General features: G+C 64.5%; 22 protein-coding genes. 12 read left to right on the plus strand and 10 right to left on the minus strand.

Going from position 1 to position 25,423, the window contains the following annotated elements; all coding sequences use genetic code 11:
• Positions 1-40: 40 nt before the first annotated feature.
• Complete coding sequence (locus ACFDR6_RS19800) at positions 41-400, plus strand: hypothetical protein (RefSeq protein WP_375859228.1); 360 nt, start codon at positions 41-43, stop codon at positions 398-400.
• Positions 401-575: 175 nt separating this feature from the next.
• On the opposite strand, the gene ACFDR6_RS19805 is transcribed toward ACFDR6_RS19800, so the two are convergent.
• Positions 576-1,376: an SDR family NAD(P)-dependent oxidoreductase gene (locus tag ACFDR6_RS19805; protein WP_375859229.1), complete on the minus strand. Its 801-nt coding sequence runs from the start codon at positions 1,374-1,376 to the stop codon at positions 576-578.
• A 256-nt stretch (positions 1,377-1,632) separates the two neighbouring features.
• Here ACFDR6_RS19805 and ACFDR6_RS19810 point away from each other — a divergent pair, with 256 nt between their 5' ends.
• The 4 genes from ACFDR6_RS19810 to cyoD are packed head-to-tail and all read left to right on the plus strand — an operon-like array spanning position 1,633 to position 5,480.
• On the plus strand, positions 1,633-2,466 hold the full coding sequence (locus tag ACFDR6_RS19810; RefSeq protein WP_375859231.1) for a cytochrome ubiquinol oxidase subunit II family protein: 834 nt from the start codon (positions 1,633-1,635) through the stop codon (positions 2,464-2,466).
• Positions 2,456-4,456, plus strand: a complete 2,001-nt coding sequence (gene cyoB / locus ACFDR6_RS19815) for a cytochrome o ubiquinol oxidase subunit I (protein WP_375859232.1) — start codon at positions 2,456-2,458, stop codon at positions 4,454-4,456. The genes ACFDR6_RS19810 and cyoB overlap by 11 nt, the downstream gene beginning before the upstream one ends.
• A complete protein-coding gene (locus ACFDR6_RS19820; RefSeq protein ID WP_375859233.1) occupies positions 4,456-5,097 on the plus strand; it encodes a cytochrome (ubi)quinol oxidase subunit III in 642 nt (213 codons plus the stop codon). The genes cyoB and ACFDR6_RS19820 overlap by 1 nt, the downstream gene beginning before the upstream one ends.
• The gene (gene cyoD / locus ACFDR6_RS19825; RefSeq protein ID WP_375859234.1) at positions 5,094-5,480 is read left to right on the plus strand and encodes a cytochrome o ubiquinol oxidase subunit IV; all 387 of its coding nucleotides are present in this window, start codon (positions 5,094-5,096) and stop codon (positions 5,478-5,480) included. Before ACFDR6_RS19820 ends, cyoD begins: the two co-directional genes overlap by 4 nt.
• Positions 5,481-5,727: 247 nt before the next feature.
• Here cyoD and ACFDR6_RS19830 read toward each other — a convergent pair whose 3' ends face one another.
• A complete protein-coding gene (locus ACFDR6_RS19830) occupies positions 5,728-6,516 on the minus strand; it encodes a thermonuclease family protein (protein ID WP_375859235.1) in 789 nt (262 codons plus the stop codon).
• 199 nt (positions 6,517-6,715) lie between these two features.
• Here ACFDR6_RS19830 and ACFDR6_RS19835 point away from each other — a divergent pair, with 199 nt between their 5' ends.
• The 4 genes from ACFDR6_RS19835 (at position 6,716) to ACFDR6_RS19850 (ending at position 11,731) form a co-directional block, all read left to right on the plus strand.
• A complete protein-coding gene (locus ACFDR6_RS19835) occupies positions 6,716-8,314 on the plus strand; it encodes a GMC family oxidoreductase (protein ID WP_375859236.1) in 1,599 nt (532 codons plus the stop codon).
• A gap of 7 nt (positions 8,315-8,321) precedes the next feature.
• A complete protein-coding gene (locus ACFDR6_RS19840) occupies positions 8,322-8,771 on the plus strand; it encodes a hypothetical protein (protein ID WP_317240566.1) in 450 nt (149 codons plus the stop codon).
• Positions 8,772-8,863: 92 nt separating this feature from the next.
• Complete coding sequence (locus ACFDR6_RS19845) at positions 8,864-9,889, plus strand: S1C family serine protease (RefSeq protein WP_375859237.1); 1,026 nt, start codon at positions 8,864-8,866, stop codon at positions 9,887-9,889.
• A 111-nt stretch (positions 9,890-10,000) separates the two neighbouring features.
• On the plus strand, positions 10,001-11,731 hold the full coding sequence (locus tag ACFDR6_RS19850) for an FAD-dependent oxidoreductase (RefSeq protein WP_375859238.1): 1,731 nt from the start codon (positions 10,001-10,003) through the stop codon (positions 11,729-11,731).
• A gap of 141 nt (positions 11,732-11,872) precedes the next feature.
• On the opposite strand, the gene ACFDR6_RS19855 is transcribed toward ACFDR6_RS19850, so the two are convergent.
• On the minus strand, positions 11,873-15,349 hold the full coding sequence (locus tag ACFDR6_RS19855) for an indolepyruvate ferredoxin oxidoreductase family protein (RefSeq protein ID WP_375859239.1): 3,477 nt from the start codon (positions 15,347-15,349) through the stop codon (positions 11,873-11,875).
• Between the two features lie 164 nt (positions 15,350-15,513).
• Between ACFDR6_RS19855 and ACFDR6_RS19860 the strand changes: the two genes are divergently transcribed.
• The 3 genes from ACFDR6_RS19860 (at position 15,514) to ACFDR6_RS19870 (ending at position 19,155) form a co-directional block, all read left to right on the plus strand.
• On the plus strand, positions 15,514-16,467 hold the full coding sequence (locus ACFDR6_RS19860) for a hypothetical protein (protein ID WP_212081020.1): 954 nt from the start codon (positions 15,514-15,516) through the stop codon (positions 16,465-16,467).
• Between the two features lie 311 nt (positions 16,468-16,778).
• Positions 16,779-17,477 (plus strand): cysteine hydrolase family protein, encoded by a 699-nt coding sequence (locus ACFDR6_RS19865; protein WP_375859240.1) that lies wholly within the window; start codon positions 16,779-16,781, stop codon positions 17,475-17,477.
• A 10-nt stretch (positions 17,478-17,487) separates the two neighbouring features.
• The gene (locus tag ACFDR6_RS19870; protein ID WP_212081022.1) at positions 17,488-19,155 is read left to right on the plus strand and encodes a regulator; all 1,668 of its coding nucleotides are present in this window, start codon (positions 17,488-17,490) and stop codon (positions 19,153-19,155) included.
• Positions 19,156-19,208: 53 nt separating this feature from the next.
• Here ACFDR6_RS19870 and soxA read toward each other — a convergent pair whose 3' ends face one another.
• From soxA to ACFDR6_RS19905, 7 genes are all read right to left on the minus strand, one after another.
• Entirely contained in the window at positions 19,209-19,988 is a 780-nt protein-coding gene (gene soxA, locus ACFDR6_RS19875) for a sulfur oxidation c-type cytochrome SoxA (protein WP_212081023.1), read from the minus strand.
• Positions 19,985-20,302, minus strand: coding sequence for a thiosulfate oxidation carrier complex protein SoxZ (soxZ, locus tag ACFDR6_RS19880; protein WP_212081024.1), 318 nt, complete (start codon positions 20,300-20,302; stop codon positions 19,985-19,987). Before soxZ ends, soxA begins: the two co-directional genes overlap by 4 nt.
• Positions 20,302-20,769, minus strand: a complete 468-nt coding sequence (locus tag ACFDR6_RS19885) for a SoxY-related AACIE arm protein (protein ID WP_212081025.1) — start codon at positions 20,767-20,769, stop codon at positions 20,302-20,304. Before ACFDR6_RS19885 ends, soxZ begins: the two co-directional genes overlap by 1 nt.
• Before the next feature lie 3 nt (positions 20,770-20,772).
• Positions 20,773-21,192 carry a sulfur oxidation c-type cytochrome SoxX gene (gene soxX, locus ACFDR6_RS19890; RefSeq protein ID WP_249153031.1) on the minus strand — a complete coding sequence of 140 codons (420 nt, stop codon included), beginning with the start codon at positions 21,190-21,192 and terminating at the stop codon, positions 20,773-20,775.
• Between the two features lie 211 nt (positions 21,193-21,403).
• Positions 21,404-22,675, minus strand: a complete 1,272-nt coding sequence (locus tag ACFDR6_RS19895; protein ID WP_375859241.1) for an FCSD flavin-binding domain-containing protein — start codon at positions 22,673-22,675, stop codon at positions 21,404-21,406.
• Between the two features lie 54 nt (positions 22,676-22,729).
• Positions 22,730-24,916, minus strand: coding sequence for a xanthine dehydrogenase family protein molybdopterin-binding subunit (locus tag ACFDR6_RS19900; protein ID WP_317240560.1), 2,187 nt, complete (start codon positions 24,914-24,916; stop codon positions 22,730-22,732).
• Positions 24,917-24,927: 11 nt separating this feature from the next.
• The gene (locus tag ACFDR6_RS19905; protein ID WP_375859242.1) at positions 24,928-25,377 is read right to left on the minus strand and encodes a (2Fe-2S)-binding protein; all 450 of its coding nucleotides are present in this window, start codon (positions 25,375-25,377) and stop codon (positions 24,928-24,930) included.
• Positions 25,378-25,423 lie beyond the last annotated feature (46 nt).

Genomic DNA, 25,423 nt, shown 5'->3' on the forward strand with positions numbered 1-25,423 from the left:
GCATAGCATAGCTTTGCTCGCAACCAGCGGGAGGATGCGCATGAAACTGGCCGGACAGCTACGACCGATTGTCGCCGCATTGACGGTGCTGGCCGCGACGGTGTGCGTGGCGCGGGCCGAGCAAGCCAATGATTATCCCACGTCGGCGCGCGCGGAGTACGTTTATGGCTGCATGAAGGCCAATGGCGAGAGCCGGCAGTCGATCGAGCAATGTTCCTGCTCGATCGACGTGGTGGCCTCAATCGTCCCCTATGAGCGCTATGTTACCGCGGAGACCGCGCTCAGCATGTCCCAGGTCCGCGGCAATCTTGGCGTTCAGTTCCGTACCTCGGAGCAGGCGAACACGGCGGTGAATGATTTGAGGCGGGCGCAGGCGGAGGCTGAGGTGAGGTGCTTCTAGTCTGCGACCGTCCCTTGTGGGAGAGGGCACCGCCACCGGTTGATTTGCAGACTGGGGGCAGGGTCCCTCTCCCGTCTTCATGCGCACCGGGACGCGCGGAGCCAGACCCCTCATTCGGCGCACGCCACCTTCTTCCACAAGGGGAGACGGGAAGGGGCACTGAGTTCGTCTCGGCCTACCCCCGCCTCACGCTCGCCCCGCCGTCCACCGGCAGCGTCACGCCGGTGATGAAGCCCGCTTCGTCCGACGCCAGGAATAGTGCGGCATTGGCGACATCCCATCCGGTACCCATTTTCTTGCGCAGCGGCACCTTGCTGTCTCGTTCGGCTTCGACCTCGGCGCGGGTCTTGGACCATTCGCGGGCACGGGTATCGACCGCCATCGGCGTGTTCATCAGGCCGGGCAGGATGACGTTGGCCCGGATGCCGTATTCGGCGTTCTGGTAGGCGAGCTGTTCGGTAAACGCAATCATCGCCGATTTCGTCGCCTTGTAAGCGACGTAAGGATAGGTCGTAATCGCGGCCATCGAGGAGATGTTGATGATGGCGCCACTGCGCTGCGTCCGCATGATCGGGACAACTTCTTTTGCCGCGAGAATGCAGCTCTTGAGATTGATGGCGACCACGCGGTCGAACGCCTCTTCGGTCAGTTGAAGCAGCTCCGCATCGCCGCCGGACAGGCTGACGCCGACATTGTTGTGCAGCACGTCGATGCGGCCCCAGCGCGACTGCGCGTCCGCCACCATTGCCTTGATGTCGGCCGTTTTGGTCACATCGGCTTTGAAGGTCGCGGCCGTTCCTTGCTTTGCGGTGATCATCGCAACCGTTTCCTCTGCCGACTCCAGATGATGATCGACGCACAAGACCCTCGCGCCTTCGCGCGCGAAGGTCAGCGCGGTGGCGCGGCCGTTGCCCATCCCTTCGCCGGGGCTCTGGCCAGCTCCGACGACGATCCCAACCTTGTCCTTCAAGCGCATCTCATTTCACTCCCCGGCTCTTGTCATGTTCATCCCGTTGATTTCGTGCAGACTAGCAACGGCCCCCAGCGGCGAGAAGGGCGCCGCTCCTGCGTCCATGTCATTGACATCACGTGGAATTGCATAATGCAGCCGGTCCGCCCTGCGTCTCCGGCCCCAGTGGTTCAGGAACCGTTCCGAAGTCGCCGCGTTTGTTGCGGAGCCTTTCCCGCGCTAGGCTGTGTCCCGGGGCTTCCCAACCGCCAGTAGCTTGCCGATGAATCTGCTCGATCCGCAAGGACCCGTAGCTGCGGCCAACAGCACCATCCTGGTCGACTCCGTCTTCATCATGCTCGTGATCGTGGTGCCGACCATTTTCGCGATATTGGCCTTTGCGTTCTGGTTTCGCGCTTCCAATACAAGGGCGCGCTACCAGCCCGACTTCGTCTATTCCGGCCGTATCGAGATGGTGGTGTGGGCTATTCCGGCGCTCACCGTCATCCTGCTCGGCGGCGTCGCCTGGATCGGCTCGCACCAGCTCGATCCCGCCGCGCCCGTGCCGGGCACCGGCAGCCCGGTGCGTATCCAGGCTGTCTCGCTCGACTGGAAATGGCTGTTCATCTATCCGGATCAGCGCATCGCCACCGTCAACTCGCTGACGGTGCCGGCCGGTGCCGAGCTGAATTTCCAGCTGACGTCATCGAGCGTGATGAACACGTTCTTCATCCCGCAGCTCGGCAGCATGATCTACACTATGAACGGCATGGTGACGAGGCTGAACCTGCGCGCCGACAACGAAGGCAAGCTGCAGGGATTGTCGGCGCATTTCTCGGGCGACGGTTTTCCGGACATGATGTTCGACGTCAACGTGATCTCGCCGCTCGCGTTCCCCGATTGGGTCGCAGCCACGGCGAAGTCTGACGCCGTGCTGAATGAGGACAGCTACAAGAAATTGATGCAGCAGGGCATCGAGAAGGGCAGGCCGACTTATCGTCTCGAAGACCCGCGCCTGTTCGACCTGATCGCGACGCAGCACATTCCACCGGGGCCCGGGCCGGAGTTGATCTCCGATGCCGGCCGTCCGCACAGCGGAGGCCACGATGCTCGGTAAGCTCGACTGGTCGGCCATTCCATTCGATCAACCGATACCGCTCATCGCAGGCGCGGTGGTGCTGGTCGCAATCCTGGGCGTGCTGGCCTGGGTCGTGGTGAAGGGGCATCTGCCCTATCTCTGGAACGAATGGATCACCAGCGTCGATCACAAGCGCATCGGCGTCATGTATGTGCTGCTGGCCTCCGTGATGCTGCTGCGCGGCGGCAGCGACGCCATCATGATGCGGATCCAGCAGGCCGTCGCCTACCAGTCGCAGGGCTATCTGCCGCCCGAGCACTACAACCAGATCTTCTCGGCGCACGGCACCATCATGATCTTCTTCGTGGCGATGCCGTTCGTGATCGGACTGATGAACCTGATCGTGCCGCTGCAGCTCGGCGTGCGCGACGTCGCGTTCCCGACGCTGAATTCGGTCGGCTTCTGGCTGACGGCGACGGGCGCGCTGCTGGTCAATATCTCGCTCGTGGTCGGCGAGTTCGCCCGCACCGGCTGGCTCGCCTTTCCGCCGCTGTCGGGACTGTCCTACTCGCCCGGCGTCGGCGTCGACTATTACGCCTGGTCGCTTCAAATCTCCGGCGTCGGGACGCTGGTGGCTGGCATCAATCTGGTCACGACGGTGCTGAAGCTGCGCACCAGAGGCATGAATTATCTGCGCATGCCGATGTTCTGCTGGACCACGCTGGCCTCGAACCTTCTCATCGTCGCGGCCTTTCCGATCCTCACCGCCACGTTGGCGATGCTCTTGCTCGACCGCTACCTCGGCTTCCATTTCTTCACCAACGAGGCCGGCGGCAACGTCATGATGTTCATGAACCTGATCTGGGCCTGGGGGCATCCGGAGGTCTACATCCTGGTGCTGCCCGCCTTCGGTATCTTCTCCGAGGTGGTCTCGACCTTCTCCGGCAAGGCGCTGTTCGGCTATCGCTCGATGGTGCTCGCCACCATGGCGATCTGCGTCATCTCCTTCATGGTCTGGCTGCATCACTTCTTCACGATGGGGGCGGGGCCAAACGTCAACGCCATCTTCGGCATCGCCAGCATGATCATCGCAGTGCCGACAGGCGTGAAGATCTACAATTGGCTGTTCACGATGTATGGCGGCCGCATCCGCTTTGCGACGCCGATGCTGTGGGCGATCGGGTTCATGGTGACGTTCATCATCGGCGGATTGACGGGGGTGCTGCTCGCGGTGCCGCCGGCCGACTTCATCCTCCACAACAGCATGTTCCTGGTGGCGCATTTCCACAACGTCATCATCGGCGGCGTGCTGTTCGGCGTCTTCGCGGGCCTCGAATACTGGTTTCCGAAAGCATTCGGTTTCCGCCTCGACGAACGCTGGGGAAAGGCCGGATTCTGGTTCACCTTCGTCGGCTTTTTCATCACCTTCATGCCGCTCTACGTCGTCGGCTTGCTCGGCATGACGCGGCGGATGCAGCATTACGACGTCGCGGCGTGGCGGCCCTGGATGATCGTTGCGGCGGTCGGCGTGGCCGTGCTGACAATCGGCGTGATCTGTCAGGTCGTGCAGCTCGTCGTCAGCATCCGCAACCGCGAGGCCTTGCGCGATCGTACCGGCGATCCCTGGGACGGGCGCTCGCTGGAATGGGCGACCTCATCGCCGCCGCCGGTGTTCAATTTCGCGTTCAATCCCGACGTGCGAGGCGAGGATGCCTATTGGGAGATGAAGGCCCTTGCCAAAGAGCAATCGCTCGATGCTGACCGGCCGGAGTATCAGGACATCGAGATGCCCCGGAATTCCCCGACCGGCTTCGTCTGTGCTTTCTTCGCCACCATCATGGGCTTTGCGTTGATCTGGCACATCTGGTGGATGGTGATCCTCGGCGGCTTGGGAGCGTGGGCGACCTTCGTCGTGTTCGCCTGGCGGGATCATGACGAGTACGTCATTCCGGCAGCGGAGGTCGCGGCGATAGACCGAGTCAATATCGAGCAGCGGCGTGACCTCCACAGCATGGCGGGAGCAGTCTGATGGCGATGACCGCGACGGCCGGCCACGCGCATGCCGATCCCCATCACATCGGCGTTGTCATCGAGCATCCCGGACCGGCGCCGAAGCGGATCGTGACCGCTTACGGCTTCTGGATTTTCCTGCTCTCCGACATCGTGATGTTCTCCTGTTTCTTCGCAACCTACGCGGTGCTGGTCGACCAGACCGCGGGCGGCCCGAAGGGTTCGGAGATATTCGAGCCGAGATACGTCGCGATCGAGACCGTCTGCCTGCTCTTGTCGAGCTTCACCTGCGGCATGGCCAGCATCGCCGCCGATGTGCGCAACCGGTTCTGGTTCTATCTCAGCATGACCGCGACCTGTGTGCTCGGGTTGATCTTTCTCGTCCTCGAATTCCGCGAGTTCGCCGATCTCATCGGGCGCGGCTACGGCCCGTCGCGCAGCGCGTTCCTGACTGCGTTCTTCTCGCTGGTTGGCTGCCACGGTCTGCACGTTTCCGCCGGTGTGCTGTGGCTGCTCACCATGATGGCCCAGGTCTTCGCAAAGGGCTTTCGAGCCGACATCCTGCGCCGGATGCTGTGCTTTGCGCTGTTCTGGCACGCGCTCGACATCATCTGGGTGGCGGTGTTCTCCGTCGTTTACTTGCTTGGGAGTGGCGTATGAGCGATCAGACCCACGTGCGCACCGACCATGACCTCGCGCCAGGCGAGGAAGAGCAGCACAGCATCGGCACCCGCATCCTCGGCTATGTCGTCGGCCTCGTCCTGGCGTTGCTGCTCACAGCGACGTCGTTCTTCATCGCGGGTACGGATCTCGTCTGGCAACCCTCCATCCCCGTCGCGCTGATCGTGCTCGCGATCGCGCAGATGGGGGTGCATTTGGTGTTCTTTCTGCACATCACCACCGGCCCCGACAACACCAACAACGTGCTGGCGCTCGCCTTCGGCCTTTTCGTCGTTTTCCTCGTGATCGGAGGCAGCGTCTGGATCATGGCTAATCTGAATGCCAACATGGCGCCGATGGACCACATCATGCGGCTGCACTGACGCGCCCGGGCATGACGGGCTCGGTTCTGGAGCGACGCACAAAAAAGAAGAGCCGCTTGTGATGACAAGCGGCCCAAGTCTAGGGAGGAAACGCCCAAGCAAGGCAATCGGGCCGGAGCCGGATTGCTGCCAAGGAACGCATGCGCAAGCGCTTGCGTACGCATACAAATGCGGCAACTCCCGATGAAGTTCAATTCCGGATCAATACGGACCCGGACTACCACTCACGGATGCGTGAACGATTTTCTCACTTTGGCCGGCGGCAGTTGTAGGCCTTGCGAAAGCCGGCTGCCTGGGCGTCGTCCTCGGAGCAGAACCAGCGGTCCGGCTTGGTCGTCGCCGGGTAGCTCGGGCAGCCCCGCAGGTGATAGATGCCGATATTGCCGGTGACGCGCGCGCGCACCGCAAGCTTGCCCTTGATGCTGCAGCTCGGCGGCATCGTCAGTTCCTCAGGGAACAGCACGGCGCGGATTTCCTTGTCTCGGTCTTGGCGGCAGGCAGCGCCCAGCAGCGCGCCGTCCTTCTTGCCGGCGCGGAAGTCTTGCGGCGCAACAAAGCAACCCTTCCAGATCCCGACGGCGGCTGTCTTGGCTTCGGCCGCAACCGGCTTGACGTTCGCCTTGATCGGCTCCCGCGCGACGGCAAAGCCGAGCTTGATCAGCTGTTCGTTCAAAGTCGATTTGTCGCCCTCGGCCGTGCAGATCGCCCGGTGCCGCTTGCCAAAACTCTTCTCCGGCCCGACATCGTCACAGCGCACCGTCCGCTTGCCGATCAGCTTGGTCAACTGGTCGCGGGCCTCGATGCCGCAGGTCCAGGGATCGGCGTGATCGTCGATACAGACCTGATCCAGCTCGGGCGCGTCGACGCCGTCGAGCCGATAGGTGGCGTCGCCAAGCTGGATGGAGTTGCCGTCGCGGGCCGTCGCGGCCCCAGTCAGCGCGGAAGCCGGCTCGGAGGAGGCCAGGAATCCGGACAAGACGAAAAACCCAACGAGCGCAAAAGCGCGGGCTGCGGCAAAGACATTTCGGAAGGACATACGGTCTCGCTATGGATGGCTCGGCGCCTGTTCCTAGCATTCGGACGTGGCGATACCAATGGTCTGCACCCCGCGAAGTGCGACATTCCGGCCTCGCGGCTTTACTCCCCGCCCGCTCTGATCCTATCGTTCGCAGGCCTTGCGAACCCTGCAGGCCGAATCGCCCGGAAAGCGGCGAGGGCGGGAGGAAAAGGTTTCGATGAAAGACCCCGTGGACGTCCTGATCATCGGCGCCGGCGCTTCGGGCGCTGCGGTAGCGTGGTCGCTGGCCGAGACCAAGATGCACATCCTCTGCCTGGAGCAGGGCGGCTGGATGAACCCGGCGGAATATCCCAGCACGGGCCGCGACTGGGAGGCGAAATTCTACGGCGAATGGTCGTCCAGCCCCAACGTGCGTGGCCGGCCCGAGGACTATCCCGTTAACGACGACAATTCGCCGATCAAGGTCGTCAACTACAATGCGGTCGGCGGCTCCACGGTGATGTGCACCGCGCACTGGCCGCGGCTGCATCCCTCCGACTTCAAGGTGAAGACGCTCGACGGCGTCGCCGACGACTGGCCGATCGACTATGACGCGCTGACCCCGTTTTTCGAAGAGAACGACCGCATGATGGGCACATCCGGCCTGTCAGGCGATCCGCTCTCGCCGCTGACGCATCCGCCGATGCCGCAGCAGCCGCTCGGACTGTCCGGCGCCATCATCGGCAAGGCCATGAACAAGCTCGGCTGGCACTGGTGGCCGTCCGACACCACGGTCGCGACGATGGACTATGAGGGCCGCGCGCGCTGTATCAATCTCGGCCATTGCACGCCGGCCTGCGCGCAAGGGGCAAAGTCGTCCACTGACATTACCTATTGGCCGCATGCGATCCGCGCGGGCGTCGAGCTGCGCACACATTGCCGGGTGCGCGAGATCACCACCGACGAGAACGGCATGGCTTCGGGCGTGGTCTATTACGACAAGGACGGCGTCGAGCAGTTCCAGCCCGCGCATGTCGTCATCATCGCCTGCAACGGCGTCGGCACGCCGCGGCTGCTCTTGAACTCGGCCTCAGGCCGCTTTCCGAACGGGCTGGCAAATTCGTCCGGACTCGTCGGCAAGAACCTGATGTTCCACCCTTATGCGCAGATCTACGGCTATGTGAAGGAGCCGACCGACAGCAACCGCGCGCCGCCGACCTGCCTGTGGAGCAAGGAATGGTATGACACGGATCTCTCGCGCGGCTTCGTCCGGGGCTTCGGCGTCCAGTTCGTGCGCGGGGCCGGGCCGGTGTTCGAGGCCGTCGTCAGCGAGCAGAAGGGCATTCTGCCATGGGGCGAAGATCATCACCGCGTCTTCCGCAAGCTCAACGGTCATCGCTTGGGATTCTCCGCGATCTGCGAGGACCTGCCGGAGGAGCACAATCGCGTCACGCTCGATCCGGTGCTGAAGGACAGCCACGGCATTCCCGCGCCGAAGATCGACTACACGATCAGCGAGAACAGTCAAAGGATGATGGATTATGCGCTCGCGCGCGGCCGAGAGATTCTCGAGACCGCAGGTGCGACCGACATCTGCGTCAACTCGCCGATCCCCTGGGGCGGCTGGCATCTGCTCGGCACCGCGCGGATGGGCGCCGACCCCGAACGCTCCGTCGTCAACGAATGGGGCCGCACGCACGACGTGAAGAATCTGTTCATCGTCGATGGCAGCATCTTTGTCACCTCGGGCGGGGTCAACCCGACCTCGACCATCCAGGCCCTCGCGCTCTACATCGCCGATCAGATGAAGCAGCGCCTCGCCAATTTGTTCGATTGAGGCTGTGATGTCCGCAGACAACCAACTGACAGGCAGGCAGCGCGACGATCTGCGCACCATAGCCGCGTTGATCGTTCCGGCCAGCGACGAGTACAAGGTGCCCGGAGCCGACGATCCCGCGATCCAGGCCGACATGCTCGCAACGCTCGGCCGCGACACCAAATTGGTGGCGGCGGCGCTGGATCATCTGGCGCGGCTCGCCGGCGCGCCGCTGGCCGAGCTCGATGCCACGAGACGCGATGCGGTGGCCCAGGAGTTCCGCAAGAGTGGCGGTGCCGCCGCGGTGACGCTCGTGCGCGTCGTGCTGCAATGCTACTACCGCGACGACCGCGTGCTGGGTTCGCTCGGGATCGAGCTGCGCGCGCCGTTCCCCAAGGGCCATGTGCTCCCGGATGGAGACTGGTCCCTGCTCGACCCGGTCAAGGCAAGAGGCGGCTCGCTGAGGCGGGCGCCCTAGCCATCTGGGCAGTCCAGCCCTGCGCGCAAGATGCGCACCTTGCGCGGCAGGGAGCAGGCCACCATCTGTGTGAGCCTCCAAGGACTTTTGCCATGCTGGATTTCACCTCAGATATCGTCGATGACGCTTCGTCATCGCGAACGACAGCGTCTGTGCCGGCCGATGATCGGGTCTTGCTGGACGCCTATTCCAATGCCGTGATCGACGTGACCGACCGCGTCGGACCTGCTGTCGTGCGGGTGGAGACCGGGCCGAAAGTGCCTGATAGACGCGAGCGCGGCGGGCTCGGCTCCGGCATCGTGATCTCGCCGGACGGACTCGTTCTCACCAACAGCCATGTGGTCGGCTCTTCCAGGGAGATCCGGCTGCGGGACGTCGAGGGCCACGTGGGCGAGGCGCAGGTGCTCGGCGTTGATCCTGACACCGATCTTGCGCTGCTGCGCGCTGACGGCGTGCGCCATTTGCCCTATGCCGCGCTCGGCAACTCCAAGACCTTGCGGCGCGGCCAGCTCGTGATCGCGATCGGCAACCCGCTCGGCTTCGAATCGACCGTCACGGCTGGCGTGGTCTCGGCGCTCGGACGTTCGATCCGCTCGGTCAGTGGTCGCACCATCGAGGACGTGATCCAGACCGATGCCGCGCTCAACCCTGGTAATTCCGGCGGCCCGCTGCTGTCCTCGAATGCCGAGGTGATCGGCATCAACACGGCCATCATCAACGGCGCCCAAGGCATCTGCTTCGCAGTCGCCAGCAACACCGCGCAATTCGTGCTGTCGGAGATCATCCGCCACGGCTATGTTCGCCGCGCCTATATCGGCGTCGCCGGGCAGACCGCACCGATCCCGCGACGGCATGCCGTGCTGGCCGGCATCGACAACAAGATGGGCGCGCTGCTCGCGCAGATCGAGCCGGACGGTCCGGCGGCCAATGCCGGCCTGTTGCCCGGCGACGTCGTGATCAGGCTCGACGGCGTCGAGATCAACGGCGTCGACGATCTGATCCGTGTGCTCGAACGCGACCGGATCGGCCGGCGGCTTGCCATGGACGTGCTGCGGCTCGGCCGACTGCGGGCGATCGAGATCGACCCGATCGAGCGCAAGCCGCGACGCAGCACATGATCCGGAAAAGTCCGAAACGGTTTTCCGTTAAGATCATGTGCAAAAAATAGAGCGTTCCACGGTCGCGGCAGGGTATGACGGTGTCATGCCTCGCCTGTCGAGCCTTGCCGCATGATGCCGGCGCATGAGACCTACGACGTCATTGTCATCGGCGCCGGTGCCGGTGGCATGACGGCGGCGGCCGTGGCCGCTGCCGAAGGCCTGCGCGTGCTGGTGATCGAGAAGACCGCGTTCGTCGGCGGCACCACCGCCTGGTCCGGCGGGATGGTCTGGATCCCCGCCAATGCCAAGATGAAGGAGGCAGGGCTCTCCGACAGCGTCGCTGATGCCGTTCAATATTTGTCGAGCACGGTGCCAGAGCCCGCCAATGCCGGCCTGCGCGCCGCCTTCCTCACGCGCGGGCCGGAGGCGGTCGCCTGGCTCGAAGCCAACACCGAATTGCGGCTCCAGCCGGTGAAGGCCTGTCCGGACTATTATCCGGAACGGCTGGGAGCGACCGCGGGCGGCCGCGTGCTTGAGCCGATCGCGTTCGATGGTGCGCGGCTCGGCAAGGCTTTTGCGCGATTGCGGCCACCGCTGCCGGAGTTCACATTGTTGGGCGGGATGATGGTCAACCCGATCGACATTCCACACCTGCGGAAGGCTGGAAGATCGCTGCGTCCGACCCTGCGCGCGGCACGGCTGGTTTCCGAATATGCGTTGCAGCGGCTGCGCAGCCAGCGCGGCACGACGCTGCATCTCGGCAATGCGCTTGCTGGGCGGCTGTACGCGTCGCTGCTGGCGCGGCGGGTTGAGATTCTCTTCGGCGCCGACGTGGAAGACCTGTCGATGCAGGGCGATCGTGTCGCGGGGGTGGTGATCTGTCATGGCTCCCGCGACCGCCCGATTGCAGCGCGTCGCGGGGTGGTTCTCGCGACCGGCGGCTTCTCGCACGACGCCGTGTTGCGCAAGCGTTTCTTCCCGGCGGCAGCCGGATTTGTTTCGGCGACGAACTCATCAGCGAGGGGCGACGGACTTCGGCTTGCGGCCACAGTCGGCGCCGCCCTCAACGCGGACGCGACCAGCCCGGCCTATTGGGCGCCGGCCTCGCTGTTCCTCCGCGCCGACGGCAGCCGCGGCGTGTACCCGCATATGGCGACCGACCGCGCCAAGCCCGGCGTGATCGCGGTCAATGCCGCGGGCCGGCGTTTCGTCAACGAGGCGCTGTCGTACCACGAATTCGTTCTCGCCATGCTCCGTGATGGCAATCGCGAGCCGACCCTGCCGTTCTACCTGATCTGCGACCGCGCGTTCCTGTGGGCTTACGGCCTCGGTCGCATCAAGCCGTTCACGCGCCGCTATCGGCGTTTTGTGGCGAGCGGCGAGTTGATCGAGGCTCCTGATATCGTAGAGCTCGCAACCAGGATCGGCGTCAAGCCGTCCACTCTCACGGCGACGATCGCGAGCTACAACGCCGATGCAAAGGAGGGCCGCGACGGCGAATTCGGCCGCGGCAGCACCGTCTACCAGCGCCACCTCGGCGATATCAGGCACAAGCCCAACCCCTGCGTCGCGCCGATCACCCGCGCGCCGTTCTTCGCGATGCGTATCCATCCGGCGGACCTCGGCACCGCGATCGGCATGAAGGTCGATGCGCTGGCCCGCGTGCTGCGCGAGGACGGCACGCCGGTTGCCGGCCTCTATGCCTGCGGCAACGACATGGGCTCGATCATGAACGGAAACTGTCCGGGACCGGGGATCATGCTCGGTCCGGCGCTGACGTTCGGGTATATCGCAGGCCGGCATCTGGCGGAGGGGGCGGCGGTGGCAGCGTCGTCGAGTGCCGCGAAGGCGTCTGCTTAGGCGATTTCTCCGCCGTATCCACAATCTCCGTCATTGCGAGCGCAGCGAAGCAATCCAGGCTGCCTCCGCGGAGGGACTCTGGATTGCTTCGTCGCAAGGGCTCCTCGCAATGACGCGTGGAGGGAGCTCTCATCTCAATTGCTATTCCGCCGCCGCCGCAAAGCGGCTGTTCTCCAGTTCGGCCTCCAGCCGCGCCTTCTCAGCCGCCGCCAGGTTGATGTTGGCTTCCTTGACGTGGCCGAAGCCGCGGATCGTCTCGGGCACGCGGGCCAGCCGCGTCAGCAGCGGAATCTGCGCCGCTTGCAGCCCTACGATCCGCTGGTCGATCATCCCAAGATAGTCGCCGACCAGCTTGCGCTCGGTCCGGCGCTCCTCTGTGCGGCCGAACGGATCGAACGCGCCGCCACGCAGAAATTTTAGCCGGGCCAGCACGCGGAAGGCGTGGATCATCCAGCCGCCGAACTCCTGCTTCCGGAGACGTCCGGTCGCCTTGTCGCGTTTCGCGAAGATCGGCGGAGCGAGATGGTACTTCAGCGTGAAGTCCCCGTCGAACTTTTCTGACACCTTCTTGGCAAAGCTGCCCTCGGTATAAAGCCGGGCGACCTCGTATTCGTCCTTGTAGGACATCAGCTTGAACAGGTTTTTCGCGATAGCCTCGGTCAGCTCCGTGGACGCGGGCGAGGCCGATGTCTCGGCCTTGCGCACCTTGGCAACGGCCGCGAGGTAGCGGTCGGCGTAGGCCTTGTCCTGATAGCCGGACAGGAATTCGGCGCGGGTCGCGATGATATCGTCGAGCGACTTCGTCGGTGCCGATGCCCGGCTCTTGAATTGGAGCACGCTGCGCACGCGCGACATGTCGTGGGCGGCGAGACGGCCCCAGGTGAAGGCGAGCTTGTTCATCTCGATCGCGGCGCCGTTGATCTCGATGGCGCGGAGCAGGGCGTCCAGCGACAGCGGGATCGCGCCCTTCTGGAAGGCGAAGCCGAGCATGAAGGGATTGGTCGCGATGGAATCGCCCATCAGCGCTGAAGCAATGCCCGTCGCATCGATGATGTCGAGGTTCTGGTTGCCGACCGCGTCGCGCAGCACGGTCTGCATCGTGCCCATCTCGAAGTCGAGATCGGGATTCTGCACGAAGCTCGCGGTCGGCTGCAAATCGGCGTTGACGTAGGCCTTCGTCACGCCGCGCTCGGCGCGGCTGAGTGCGGAGGGGCCGGCCGAGACGATCATGTCGCAGCCGAGGATGACGTCGGCGCCGCCGGTGGTGATGCGGACCGCGGAGATGTCCTCGGGCTTCGGCGCGATGCGGACGTGGCTCATCACTGCGCCGTTCTTCTGCGACAGGCCGGTGAAGTCGAGCGCCGAGCAGCCGCGGCCGTCGACATGGGCGGCCATGCCGAGCAGCGCGCCGATGGTGATGACGCCGGTACCGCCGATGCCGGTGACGAGAATGTTGTAGGGGCCGTCCAGCTCGCGTGCCGGCGGCAGCGGCAGGTCGGCGAATAGCTGGCCGGAATCGACCCCTGAGGTCTTCATGCGTTTGAGCGTGCCGCCATGCACGGTGACGAAGCTCGGGCAGAAGCCCTCGACGCAGGAAAAGTCCTTGTTGCAGTTCGACTGGTCGATCTGGCGCTTGCGGCCGAACTCGGTCTCCAGCGGCTGCACCGAGACGCAATTGGAGGCCTGCGAGCAATCGCCGCAGCCTTCGCAGACCAGTTCGTTGATGAAGGCGCGCTTGGCGGGATCGGGATAGAGCCCGCGCTTGCGGCGGCGGCGCTTTTCCGCGGCGCAGGTCTGGTCGTAGATGATGGCCGTGAGACCCTTGATATCGCGCAGCTCGCGCTGCACGGCATCGAGTTCGCGGCGATGATGGATGGTCGCGCCTTGCGGGAAGTAGTTGCCTTTGGGGTATTTGCTCGGATCGTCCGAGACGATCGCGAGCCGCTTGACGCCCTCGGCCCAGACCTGATGTGCGATCTGCGCGACGTTGAAGGCGCCTTCGGCCGGCTGGCCGCCGGTCATCGCGACGGCATCGTTGTAGAGGATCTTGTAGGTGATGTTGATGCCGGCGGCGGAGGCGGCGCGCAGTGCCAGGAGACCGGAATGAGTATAAGTCCCGTCGCCGAGATTCTGGAAGATGTGGGTCTCGGTCGTGAAGGGAGACTGGCCGATCCAGTTCGCGCCCTCGGCGCCCATATGCGAGATCAGATCGGTGCGGCGGGTGGGCATGCTCAGGGCCATGCCGTGGCAGCCGATGCCGGCCATGGCGCGGCTGCCCTCCGGCACGCGCGTCGACGTGTTGTGCGGACAGCCCGAGCAGAAGAACGGCGTGCGCGCGAGCTTGATCGGCGCGCTGGTGGTGACGGGATTGTCGAAAGCCTCGAGCCGCGCCAGCCGCTGCTCAAGTACCGGGCTGTGATGACCGAGCTTGCGCAGTCGTGCGACGAGGGCGGAGGCAACGATCGTCGGCGTCAGCTCCCCCTCGCTCGGCAGCAGCGGCGCGCCGCGCTCGTCACGCTTGCCGGTGACGGTCGGGCGCCTTGACGCATCGATATTGTAGAGGATGCGCATCAACTGGTCTTCGATGAAGCCGCGCTTCTCCTCGACCACCAGCACGTCCTGAAGACCTTCGGCGAAACGTTTCGCACCGCTCTCCTCCAGCGGCCAGGTCATCGCGATCTTGTAGATGCGAAGGCCCAGATCCTGCGCGTCCTTGTCGGTGATGCCTAAGTCGGCGATCGCCTGGCGGAGGTCGAGATAGGCCTTGCCGGTTGCGACGATGCCGAGCCTCGCCGGCTTTGAATCGAGTACGATGCGGTCGAGCTGGTTGGCGCGGGCGAAGGCCTGCACTGCGGCCATCTTCGGGCCGAACAGGCGCCTCTCCGCGTCCAGCGGCGGATCCGGCCAGCGGATGTTGAGGCCGCCGGGCGGCATCTCGAAATCGTCGGGCAGCACGATCTTGATACGCTCTGGGTCGCTGTCGATCGAGGCCGAGCTTTCCACGGTCTCGCTGATCGCCTTGAAGCCGACCCAGCAGCCGGAGAAACGTGATAGGGCGAAGCCGTAGAGGCCGAGATCGAGATAGTCCTGCAGCGTCGCCGGATTGATCACGGGAATCAGCGCCGCCGCGAACACCTGCTCGCTCTGATGAGCCAGCGTCGAGGACTGGCAGCCATGATCGTCGCCGGCCAGCGCCAGCACGCCGCCATTGAGGGAGGTGCCGGCCGCATTGGCATGCTTGAGCGCATCGACCGAACGGTCGACGCCGGGCCCCTTGCCGTACCAGATGCCGAACACGCCATCGACCTTGGCTCCGGGAAACAGGCCGACCTGCTGGCTGCCCCAGACGGCGGTCGCCGCAAGGTCCTCGTTCAGTCCGGGGACGAAGGCGATGTCGTGCTGCTGAAGGTGCGACTTCGCGCGCCACAGCGCGTGGTCGTACATGCCAAGCGGGGAACCGCGATAGCCCGAGATGAAGCCGCCGGTGTTGAGCCCCTGAAGCCGGTCTCGTTCGCGCTGCAACATGGGCAGGCGGACCAGGGCCTGGGTGCCGGACAGGAATATCCGCTTCGATTCGAGCCGGTATTTATCGTCCAGCTCGACCTGCAACAGCGTCATTTCGGAAGTCCTCGGTTTACGTTCGAGCGTGGGGTTTGCGCTGCGGGAGGGATTGCGGCTGCGCGACGCGAATTGTGACAGTCAAAAGCATGCGCCAGCGAAGTCAATATCGCTGGCCGCATCCGTGGCGGTCCTGCTAGTCATGGCTGCCTGTGGAGAGAACCATGATGGCAAACGCATTCGACACCGAGATCACGGAGACGGCCGAGGCCCTGATCGGGCCGTGGCGTGGGCCGCGCCAGATGCTTCAGGCGCAAACCTACGACGCGCACGCCTCCATCCATGACGACGCCACCGCGCAGAAGCTTGGCTTCAAGGGTGGCACCATCGAGGGGCCGACCCATTTCAGCCAGTTCGCGCCGCTCGGCGAACGGCTCTGGGGACGCGACTGGTTCGAGACGGGGTGTCTCTCCGCGCATTACCGCAGCGTCTGCTACGAAGGCGAGGAGGTGCAGGCGATCCTGTCGAAGCCGCTACCCGGCACAAGCCAGTGCCAGGTCCAAATGCTCAAGCGCGACGGCACCGAGGTGCTGCGCGGCACCGCCTCGGTCGGAGAGCCGCACGCAGCGACCGCGCTCGAGACGCGTCTTGCCGAGCTCAAGCCGCTCACCGATCCCGTGATCCTGCGCGACGTGAAGGTGGCCCACACCGGAAGGCGGCAGTCGGTCCGCATGGCCTTCGACCAGAACATGGGCGATCTCTATCCATTCACCCTCCGGCAGAAGCTCGCCGTGATCACCGAGGGCTCGCCATATTATTCCGGCGCCGACAATCCGTGGCGCAAGCCAATCATTCCGATGGAGATGCTGAGCGTGCTGTTCCAGTACCGCTCCAAGGACGATCCGCTGCCGGCCAAGGGACCGGCCGTCGGCCTGTTCGCCGATCAGGAAATCAGGCTGGTGAAGGGGCCGCTCTTCGTCGACGAGGACTACGAGGTCGAGCGCGAGGTGGTCGCGCTCTCCGGCAGCCGCCGTACCGAAAGCGCCTGGGCCAGGACGCGCGTGTTCGACAAGGCGGGCGCGTTGGTGGCGACCATGCTGCTGAACATGGCGACGCTGAAGGATTCCTACGCGCCGTATGAGAACGAGTATCGGCAGCTGTATGGGGCGGGGCGGTAGCATCACACTCTGCGGTCATTTCGGGGCGCGTAGCGCGAGGCCGGAATCCATTTCGCCTCACGTTCTGCGGCCGGATGGATTTCCGGGTTCGACGCTCAAGCGTCGCCCCGGAATGACCGCGGATTGCCGCTCATCCTTTGAGCAGATGCACGTCGCAAAGCCGTCGCACAGGGAATAAGCAGGTATCGGTCGCCGGCGTAAGTTTCTGAGCATGCAGCGAATTCTCTCGCCGCCCACGCTCCACCGCAATTGTACACAATGGCACGCCGCTTGCAGAACTCCCGGCGCAGTTCTCGCGAGGGGCGGGCGTCATGCTGAGTTCGAGCAAGCCGACATTGGGTGTCATCAGCGCCGAGCCTGAGCCGATCACGCTCGACTGGCCCGCCACCGCGCTCCTGATCATCGACATGCAGCGCGACTTCATGGAGCCCGGGGGGTTCGGCGAGACTCTCGGCAACGATGTCAGCCAGCTTGCGCGCGCGGTGAAGCCGATCGGTGCCGTGCTGCAGGCGGCGCGCGACACCGGCATGCTGGTGATCCACACCCGCGAGGGCCATCTGCCCGATCTCTCCGATGCGCCGTCGGCGAAAGTCGAGCGCGGCGCGCCGTCCTTGCGTATCGGCGATCCCGGCCCGATGGGCCGCATTCTCATTCGCGGCGAGGCCGGTCACGACATCATTCCCGAGCTCTATCCGCTCGACAGCGAAATCGTGATCGACAAGCCCGGCAAGGGCGCGTTCTACGCCACCGAGCTAACTGACGTGCTGGAGAAATACGGCATCGAGAACCTGCTGGTGTGCGGCGTCACCACCGAAGTGTGCGTCAACACCACGGTGCGCGAGGCCAACGACCGCGGCTATCGCTGCGTCGTCATGTCGGACGGTTGCGCGTCCTACTTTCCCGAGTTTCACGAGATGGGCCTGAAGATGATCAAGGCCCAGGGCGGCATCTTCGGCTGGGTTACGGACTCCGCCGCAGTGTTGGAAGCAATGAGGATTTCGACAACATAGGGGCAGTATCATGAGCGCATTGACGGGGATGGCCGGCAAATCTGAAATCGATCGGTCCGGGTTCAAGCCGGCACTATGGACCTCGGGCGACTGGAATGCGTTTTTCGGCTTCGGCACCAACATTCTCGTCAACATGCTGGTGCTCACGGGCTTGCTGCGCTTCGTCTTGAAGATGCCGGACAGCCTTGTGTTCGGTCGCATCCTGCCCGCGCTTGGGCTGATGATGTGTCTCTCCACCTTCTACTATGCGTACCTCGCCTATCGTCTGGCGCAGAAGACCGGCCGCAGCGACGTTTGCGCGTTGCCGTCAGGCGTCAGCGTGCCGCACATGTTCATCGTCACCTTCGTGATCATGCTGCCGATCACGATCAAGACCGGTGACCCCCTCAAGGGTTGGTCGGCCGGCTTGGTCTGGGTGTTCTTCCAGAGCTTCATTCTCATGATCGGCGGCTTCATCGCGCCGTTCATCCGCAAGATCACGCCGCGGGCGGCGCTGCTCGGCACGCTCGCCGGCGTCTCCGTCACCTTCATCTCGATGCGGCCGGCGCTGGAGATGTACATGACGCCGCAGATCGGTCTCGTCTGCTTCGCCATTATCCTGGTGAGCTGGTTCGGTGGCGTGAAGTATTGGCGCGGCATTCCGGCCGGCCTCGTTGCGATCGCCGTCGGCATGGTCATCGCCTGGGGCTCGAACCTGTTCGGCCTCGGTCTCGGCGGGCTGAGCATCAAGGGCGTTGGTGACGCCTTCGCAAACTTCGGCTTCTCGGTGCCGATTCCCGCCTTGGGCTACGTCTTCTCCGGCTTCGAATTCCTCGGCATCATTCTCGTCACCGCCATTCCGTTCGGCATCTACGACCTCGTCGAGGCCATGGACAATGTCGAGAGCGCGGAAGCCGCCGGCGACGAATATCCGACCACGCGGGTGCTCACGGCCGACGGTGTCGTTAGCCTGATCGGCTGCCTGATGGGCAATCCCTTCATCAACGCGGTTTATATCGGCCATCCCGGCTGGAAGGCCATGGGCGGTCGGATCGGCTATTCGGCCGCGACCGGGGTCATGGTCGTCCTGCTGTCCTGGTTCGGCATCATCTCGGTGCTGCTGGCGCTGGTGCCTGTCGTCGCGATTTCGCCGATCCTGCTCTATATCGGCATGCTGATCGGCGCGCAGGCGTTCCAGACCACGCCGGTCAAGCACGCGCCCGCGGTTGTGCTGGCGCTGACGCCGCATCTCGCCGCCTGGGCCAAGCTGCAGATCGACACCATGCTGGGCTCGACCATGATGGCGGCGACAACTGTCGGAGGGCTCGCTGCCGACAAGGCGGACGCGGTCAAGGCCGCCGCGATCGCGGCGCTGCCGCAGCAGGGTGTGTTCTACCACGGGTTGGAGGTGATGGGCGGCGGCTCCATCCTCGGTGGCCTCATCCTGGGAGCGATCGGTGTCTTCATCATCGAGCGTGACTTCGAGAAGGCATCGGCCTTCGCGTTGGTCGGTGCGGTCCTGACCTATTTCGGCTTCATGCACGGCGAGGCCGTCGGCATCGGCGGCGGATTTGGCGTGACGCCCGCTGTCGCGCTGGCCTATGCCGTGATGGCTGCCGGACTTTTCGCGGCCAGCAAGCTCGGCGCCAGCGAACACTATGCCGCGCATACGGAGATGTCGGCCGCGCCGGCGGAGTAGTCAACGAGGTCAAGCTCCTTGCGGAACGGCTGGGTGATCCCAGCCGTTCTCGTTCAGGGCCGCACCGCCGGCGTCTCCATCGGCAGGCCATGCGCCCGCGACATCAGATAGAGCTCGAGCGCAACCAGCTCGGGCGAGCCGTAATCATAGGCCTGGGCGCGCACGCCGCTCATGCAACTGCGTAAGCGCCGCTCCAGCGATCCCAGCGTCTGCCATTCCAGCCGGTAAATCGGATAGCCGGTCGGCTGTCCTTGCGTGATCGGCGCGCCCGCGAGGCGCTTGTCGAAATTGTCGTCGTGGCAATTGGTGCAGGCGAGGTTGAGCTGCCCCTCGCGCTGCATGAAGAGGTCACGGCCCTGGTCCACGTAGGGCTTGAGGTCCGGATCATCGCCGGGAGTGATCGGAGCGCCGCGCGATTGATGGGCGACGAAAGCGGACAGCGCCAGGAGGTCCCGGCTTTCGTAAGGCAGAGGCGTAGCCTGCTGGTGATTGGTGCGGCACAGATTGACGCGCTGGTCGAGCGTGACCGGGCGCGCCAGCGCCTTGTCGATGGCGGGGTAGCGCGCGGCGACGCCCTTCATGCTGCTGCGCGCATCGCCATGGCAATCCGCGCAGGCCTTCTCGGCATTGCCGGTCTTCTTTCCCCACAGCGCCTCGCCGTCGAGCACGAACAGCATGCCCGGATTGGCCGTGTCGTCATCCTGCATGGCGCGCGTCTCTAGCCCCATGAACGAATAACCGGACCGGCGCGCCTCGGGCGGGAGTTCACCGGCGAGCAGGCCAGGCGCCGCGGAGAACAACGCTGCCGCTGCTATCGCGCGCCAAACGCTCATTCGACAATGATCGATGCCGACGCGGTGGACGAAAAGCCGTTGTCGCCGATCCATTCGAATTCGAACTTGCCGCTCTCCCTGGCGGTCGTGAAGAACGACAAATAAGGATTGGCCGCGATTGCCGGAAACAGATCGGCGCGAAAAACCTCGGCGCCGTTGTAGCGGCAGGTAAAGCTCGTGATGATGTCGCGCGGCACGAGCTTGCCGTCCACGGTGTGGCGGAAGCCGGTCTCCATGATGTGCGAGGTCAGCGTGCGGATCTCGATGACGTCGCCGCGTTTGGCCTTTGCGGGAACGTTGATGAGCGCGGGCATCAGTTCATCTCCTCGGTGCAGGCGGCCAGCGTCACGACGACCTCTGCGGCAACCTGCCAGAAAGTGTCGTCGGAGAGGCGGGCGATCGCGACCACCTTCTGGGTGTCGGCGAGCCGGATTCGGGTCGAGACCTGGGGACGGCCGGCGAAGGGACCGAAATAGAAATTGCCGATGTTCGGCTGCGGGTTCTTCTCGTTGAAAACGTGGATGCTCTTGACGTGGTCATCCGCGGTCATGGGGCTTGCGACGCTGACCGTCATCGGCACGGTGTTGCCGTTTTCGACCAGCGGCGGAATGTCGAGCTTGACCTTGCCGGTGCGCAATTGCGCTTCGCCGACGACATTGCGGATCGCGGTGGTGAGCATGGCCGGCGTGGCGTCGAGCGGTCGCAGCGTCGCGATCGGGATGGTCCCGGCGACCGTCACGCCTCCGGCGAGGTTCAGGAATTGTCGTCGCGTGGTTGGCATGAATTAGTCCCGAAGCGTTGCAAGAAAAGCCACGATGTCCTCGATCTCCGTGGCCGACAAGATCGGCTTGCCGGCGAAATTTCGTCCGACTCGCGCGAGGCCGTCGTTGCGATAATAGGACGGCATGATGGTCTGTGCGTTGAAACGCGACGCATCGACCAGTCGAAGCCGCAACTGGCTCACTGTCCATCGGTTCCCGGCGCCGGCGAGGTCGGGCGCGAGGTCTCCCTGGAACCGCGTCTCCGGAAACGGCCCGGAATGACAGAGGATGCAGGTCGTCGTGCGCGCGAGTACCAGTGCGCGCCCGCGGGCGGCATCACCGGGCGAGCCGGTGAGCGAGGCCGGAATGCCGTCGCCGACGATTTTGTAGGGCGCAAGCGTGTCCGCCGTCGCGCTCGTGGCAAGTGCAAGACTGAGGGCCAACAGCGCAGCGACAGGGGCGTGAGACGAGAGATCGAGCCGCGGGCTCCTCTTACCTCTCCCGCTTGCGGGAGAGGCCGCGCCGAAGACGCGGGTGAGGGCTCTTTGCTCTGGGAGGTTCTCGCGAGTGGTGACACCCTCTTCCAAACCCTCCCCCGCAGGCGGGGAAGGGAGCGCACTGCGTGCATGGCGACAGCCTGATCCCATCATTGCTCTAGCCAAAGGTGTCCGCCGTGATGGTTTCGAACCAGCGCTCCGTCTCCGCGGCCTCGCGTGCCCGCAGTTCGCGCGGTGCATCGACCGGGCTGGTCGCGCCGCCCTCGACCTCGGCGAAGATGTCGCCCTTTGGCTGGTAGTTGCCGGCGAGTGAAAAACCGTAACCGGGGGCGACGGTGTTGTAGCAGACGCCCGTGAGCCGTGGTGCCTCCGGCGCTCGGCCCGCGAGCAAAGCGACGATCGCGGCGGCGCAGGCCTTGCCTTGTCCGCTTGCGGCCGACGCCGATTTGGGAATGCCACCGCCGAGGCATGCATCGCCGACGATGTGGACGTTCCGGGCGAGCTTTGATTCAAAGGACACGGGATCGATCGGGCACCAGCCGGTCGCATCGTTAGCACCCGCGATCTCGGCGATGCGTCCCGCACGTTGCGGCGGGATGACATTGGCGACGTCGGGCGTGTAGTTGCCGAACTCGGTGACGATGGTCATGGTCGCCGGATCAACCGAAGTCATGCGGCCGCCTTGCGACAGCGCAATGCGCTCGATCATGTCGCCATAAAGCTCCTTCCAGGCCGTTTCGAACAGCCGCTGCTGGGAGAAACTGTCCTTGGCGTCGAGGATCAGCACTTTCGAGCGCGGCTTGTTCGTCTTCAGGTAATGCGCGATCAGGCTGGCGCGTTCGTAAGGCGCAGGCGGGCAGCGCGAGGGATTGGCCGGGATTGCAATGGCGACCGTGCCGCCGTCGGCCATCGCCTCCAATTGCCTGCGCAGCAAAAGGGTCTGTGCGCCGGCCTTCCAGGCGTGCGGCATCCTTTCCGATGCGGCGTCGTCATAGCCGGGCAGGGCTTCGAGATGGAAGTCGATGCCGGGCGATAGCACGAGACGGTCATAGCCAAACGCAGATCCATCGGCCGTCGTCACGCTACGCTTTTGCGTGTCGATGCCCGTTGCAGCCTGTGCGACGACGGCGATTCCGTCGGCGGCAAGCTTGTCATAGCCGAAATGCTGCGCCTCCATCTCCCGCAGGCCTGCAATCACGGCGTTGCTGAGCGGGCAGGAGATGAAGGTCTTGTTCGGCTCTATCAACGTGATCTGCAATCTCGCATCGGCGCGTTTGAGCGCCCGTGCGCAGGCGGCGCCGCCGAAGCCGCCGCCGACCACGACGATGCGGCCCGCCGATTGCGCGTGCAGGAACGACGGTACGACGAGCGATGTGGCCGCGCCGGTAATGCCGAGGACGGCATTCCGTCGTGTCACCGGCACATTCATGAGTCTTGTCCGGAAAAATGCTGCGGCTGCCGTCTTGGCAGCCGCAGCGCTCATTTACGCAAAGGTGATGTTCTGGTCGCGCAGCGGCACCGAACGGACGCGCTTGCCAGTCGCGGCGAAGTAGGCGTTGAGCACGGCCGGCGCGGCAACGCCGATGGTCGGCTCGCCGACGCCGCCCCAGAACCCGCCGCTCGGCACCATCACCGATTCCACCTTCGGCATCTCGTTGATGCGCATCGAGTTGTAGGTGTCGAAGTTGGTCTGCTCGATCTTGCCGTCCTTGACGGTGCAGCCGCCATAGAACAGCGCAGAGAGGCCATAGACGAAGGAGCCCGCGATCTGCCGCTCGACCTGCGCCGGATTGACGATGTAGCCGGGGTCGGTGGAGGCGACGATGCGATGCACCTTGATCTTGCTGCCGTCCGTCACCGAGATTTCGGCGGCGCCGGCGACATAACTGCCATAGCCCATGACCTGGGCAATGCCACGGTAGATGCCCTGCGGTGCTGGCGTGGTCCAGCCGATCTTCTCGGCGACCGCATTGAGCACCGCCAGATGCTTGGGATGATTGCCCATCAGCTTGCGGCGGAATTCGAGCGGGTCCTGGCCTGCGGCCTGGGCCAGCTCGTCCATGAAGCATTCCATGTAGATCGCGTTGTGATTGACGTTGACGCCGCGCCAGAAGCCCGGAGGAACGTGCGGGTTGCGCATCGCGTGCTCGACTAACAGGTTCGGCACCGAATAGCCGAACGCGGCCTCGCCGGATTGGGCGACGCCCTGGAACGCCGCCGGATCCATTCCGTTCTGCAACGCTTCGGGGCGAAGCGAGAACAGGATGGACTGCCCGGACAGCCGGTAGTGCAGCGCGACCAGGTTGTTGTTGGCGTCGAACGCGCCGGTCATCTTGCACTGGGTGATCGGGTGATAACGGCCATGCGCCATATCCTCTTCGCGCGACCACAACAGCTTGACCGGCGTGCCCGGCATCTCTTTGGCGATCAGGACCGCCTGACGGACATAGTCGGTCTGGCCGCGCCGGCCGAAGCCGCCGCCGAGCATCACCTTGTGCACGTCGCACTTCTCAGCCGGCAGGCCGGATGCCTCCAGCACCGCGGCAAACGCCGCCTCACCATTCTGCGTGCCGCACCAGACCTCGCATCTGTCCGCGGTGTAGAGCGCGGTGGCGTTCATCGGCTCCATGGTGGCGTGGTTCTGGTAGGGATAGGAATAGACGGCCTCGACCTTCTTGGCGGCACCGGCAATTGCCGCCTTGGCATCACCGTTCTTGTTGCCGACATAGGCCGGCTGCTTGTCATCGAGGCCTTCGGCCAGCCACTTCGCAATCGACTCGCTGGAAACCTTGGCGTTGTCGCCTTCGTCCCAGACGATCGGCAGCGCCTCCAACGCGGTCTTGGCGTGCCACCAGGTGTCGGCAACGACCGCGACGGCGGTATCGCCGACCTTGACGACCTTCTTGACGCCTTTCATGCTTGCGATCTTGGCTTCGTCGAAGCTCTTCAGCTTGCCGCCGAAGACGGGGCAGTCCTTGATCGCGGCATTCAGCATGCCCGGTAGCTTGACGTCGGCGCCGTAGATCATGGCGCCGGTGGTCTTGTCGACGGTGTCGAGCCGCTTCACGCCCTTGCCGATCAGCTGCCAGTCCTTCGGATCCTTCAGCTTGACCTCGGCCGGCGGCGTCAGCTTCGCCGCAGCCTCGGCGACCTTGCCGTAAGTCGTGGTCCTGCCCGATGGCGTATGGGTGATGACGCTGTTGGCAGCCTTGCATTCGGAGACCGGCACCTTCCATGCGTCGGCGGCGGCCTGGATCAGCATCACGCGTGCGGTGGCGCCACCCTTGCGGACATAGTCCTGCGAGGAGCGGATGCCACGGCTGCCGCCGGTCGAGAAATCGCCCCAAACGCGCTTGCGCGCGACGCTCTGGCCGGGCGTCGGATATTCAGTCGTGACCTTGGTCCAGTCGCATTCGAGTTCCTCGGCGACGAGTTGGGCGAGGCCTGTCAGTGAGCCCTGGCCCATTTCGGAGCGGGCGATGCGAATCACGACGGTGTCATCGGGCCTGACCACGACCCAGGCCCCGATCTCGGGCGAGCCGTCGGCGGCGCGGACCACGGCGGGGCCGCCGAAGGGAATGTCGAGGCCGATGGCCAGGCCGGCGCCGACTGCGGCCGTGCCGATGACGAAGGCGCGGCGGTTGAGCCGCGGCGAAACATGCTTGTTCATGTGGGATTTCCTTACGCGCTTGCGATCGTGTGGATCGCTTCGCGCACCTGCGCGAAGGTGCCGCAGCGGCAGATATTGGTGATGGCCTCGTCGATGTCGGCATCGGTCGGCTTCGGCTTTTCGCTCAGCAGCGCTGCCACCGCCATGATCATGCCGCTTTGGCAATAACCGCATTGCGGCACGTCCTGGGCGATCCAGGCTTCCTGCACCTTGTGCAGGGAATCGCCCGAGGCGAGCCCTTCGATCGTGGTGATCTTCTTGCCCGCGGCCTCGCTGACCGATATGCCGCAGGAACGCATTGCCACGCCGTCGATGTGAACAGTGCAGGCGCCGCATTGTGCGATGCCGCAGCCATATTTAGTGCCGGTCAGGCCGGCATTCTCGCGAATCGCCCAGAGCAGCGGCGTATCCGGCTCGACGTCGAGGGTGAAGGTTTTTCCGTTGATTGTTAGATTTGCCATCGCAAGTCCCCTTATTGGCCCAATCCACCGATTGAACTCAGGGCGC

The sequence above is a fragment of the Bradyrhizobium tunisiense genome, from assembly GCF_042263385.1.
Classification (GTDB): domain Bacteria; phylum Pseudomonadota; class Alphaproteobacteria; order Rhizobiales; family Xanthobacteraceae; genus Bradyrhizobium; species Bradyrhizobium tunisiense.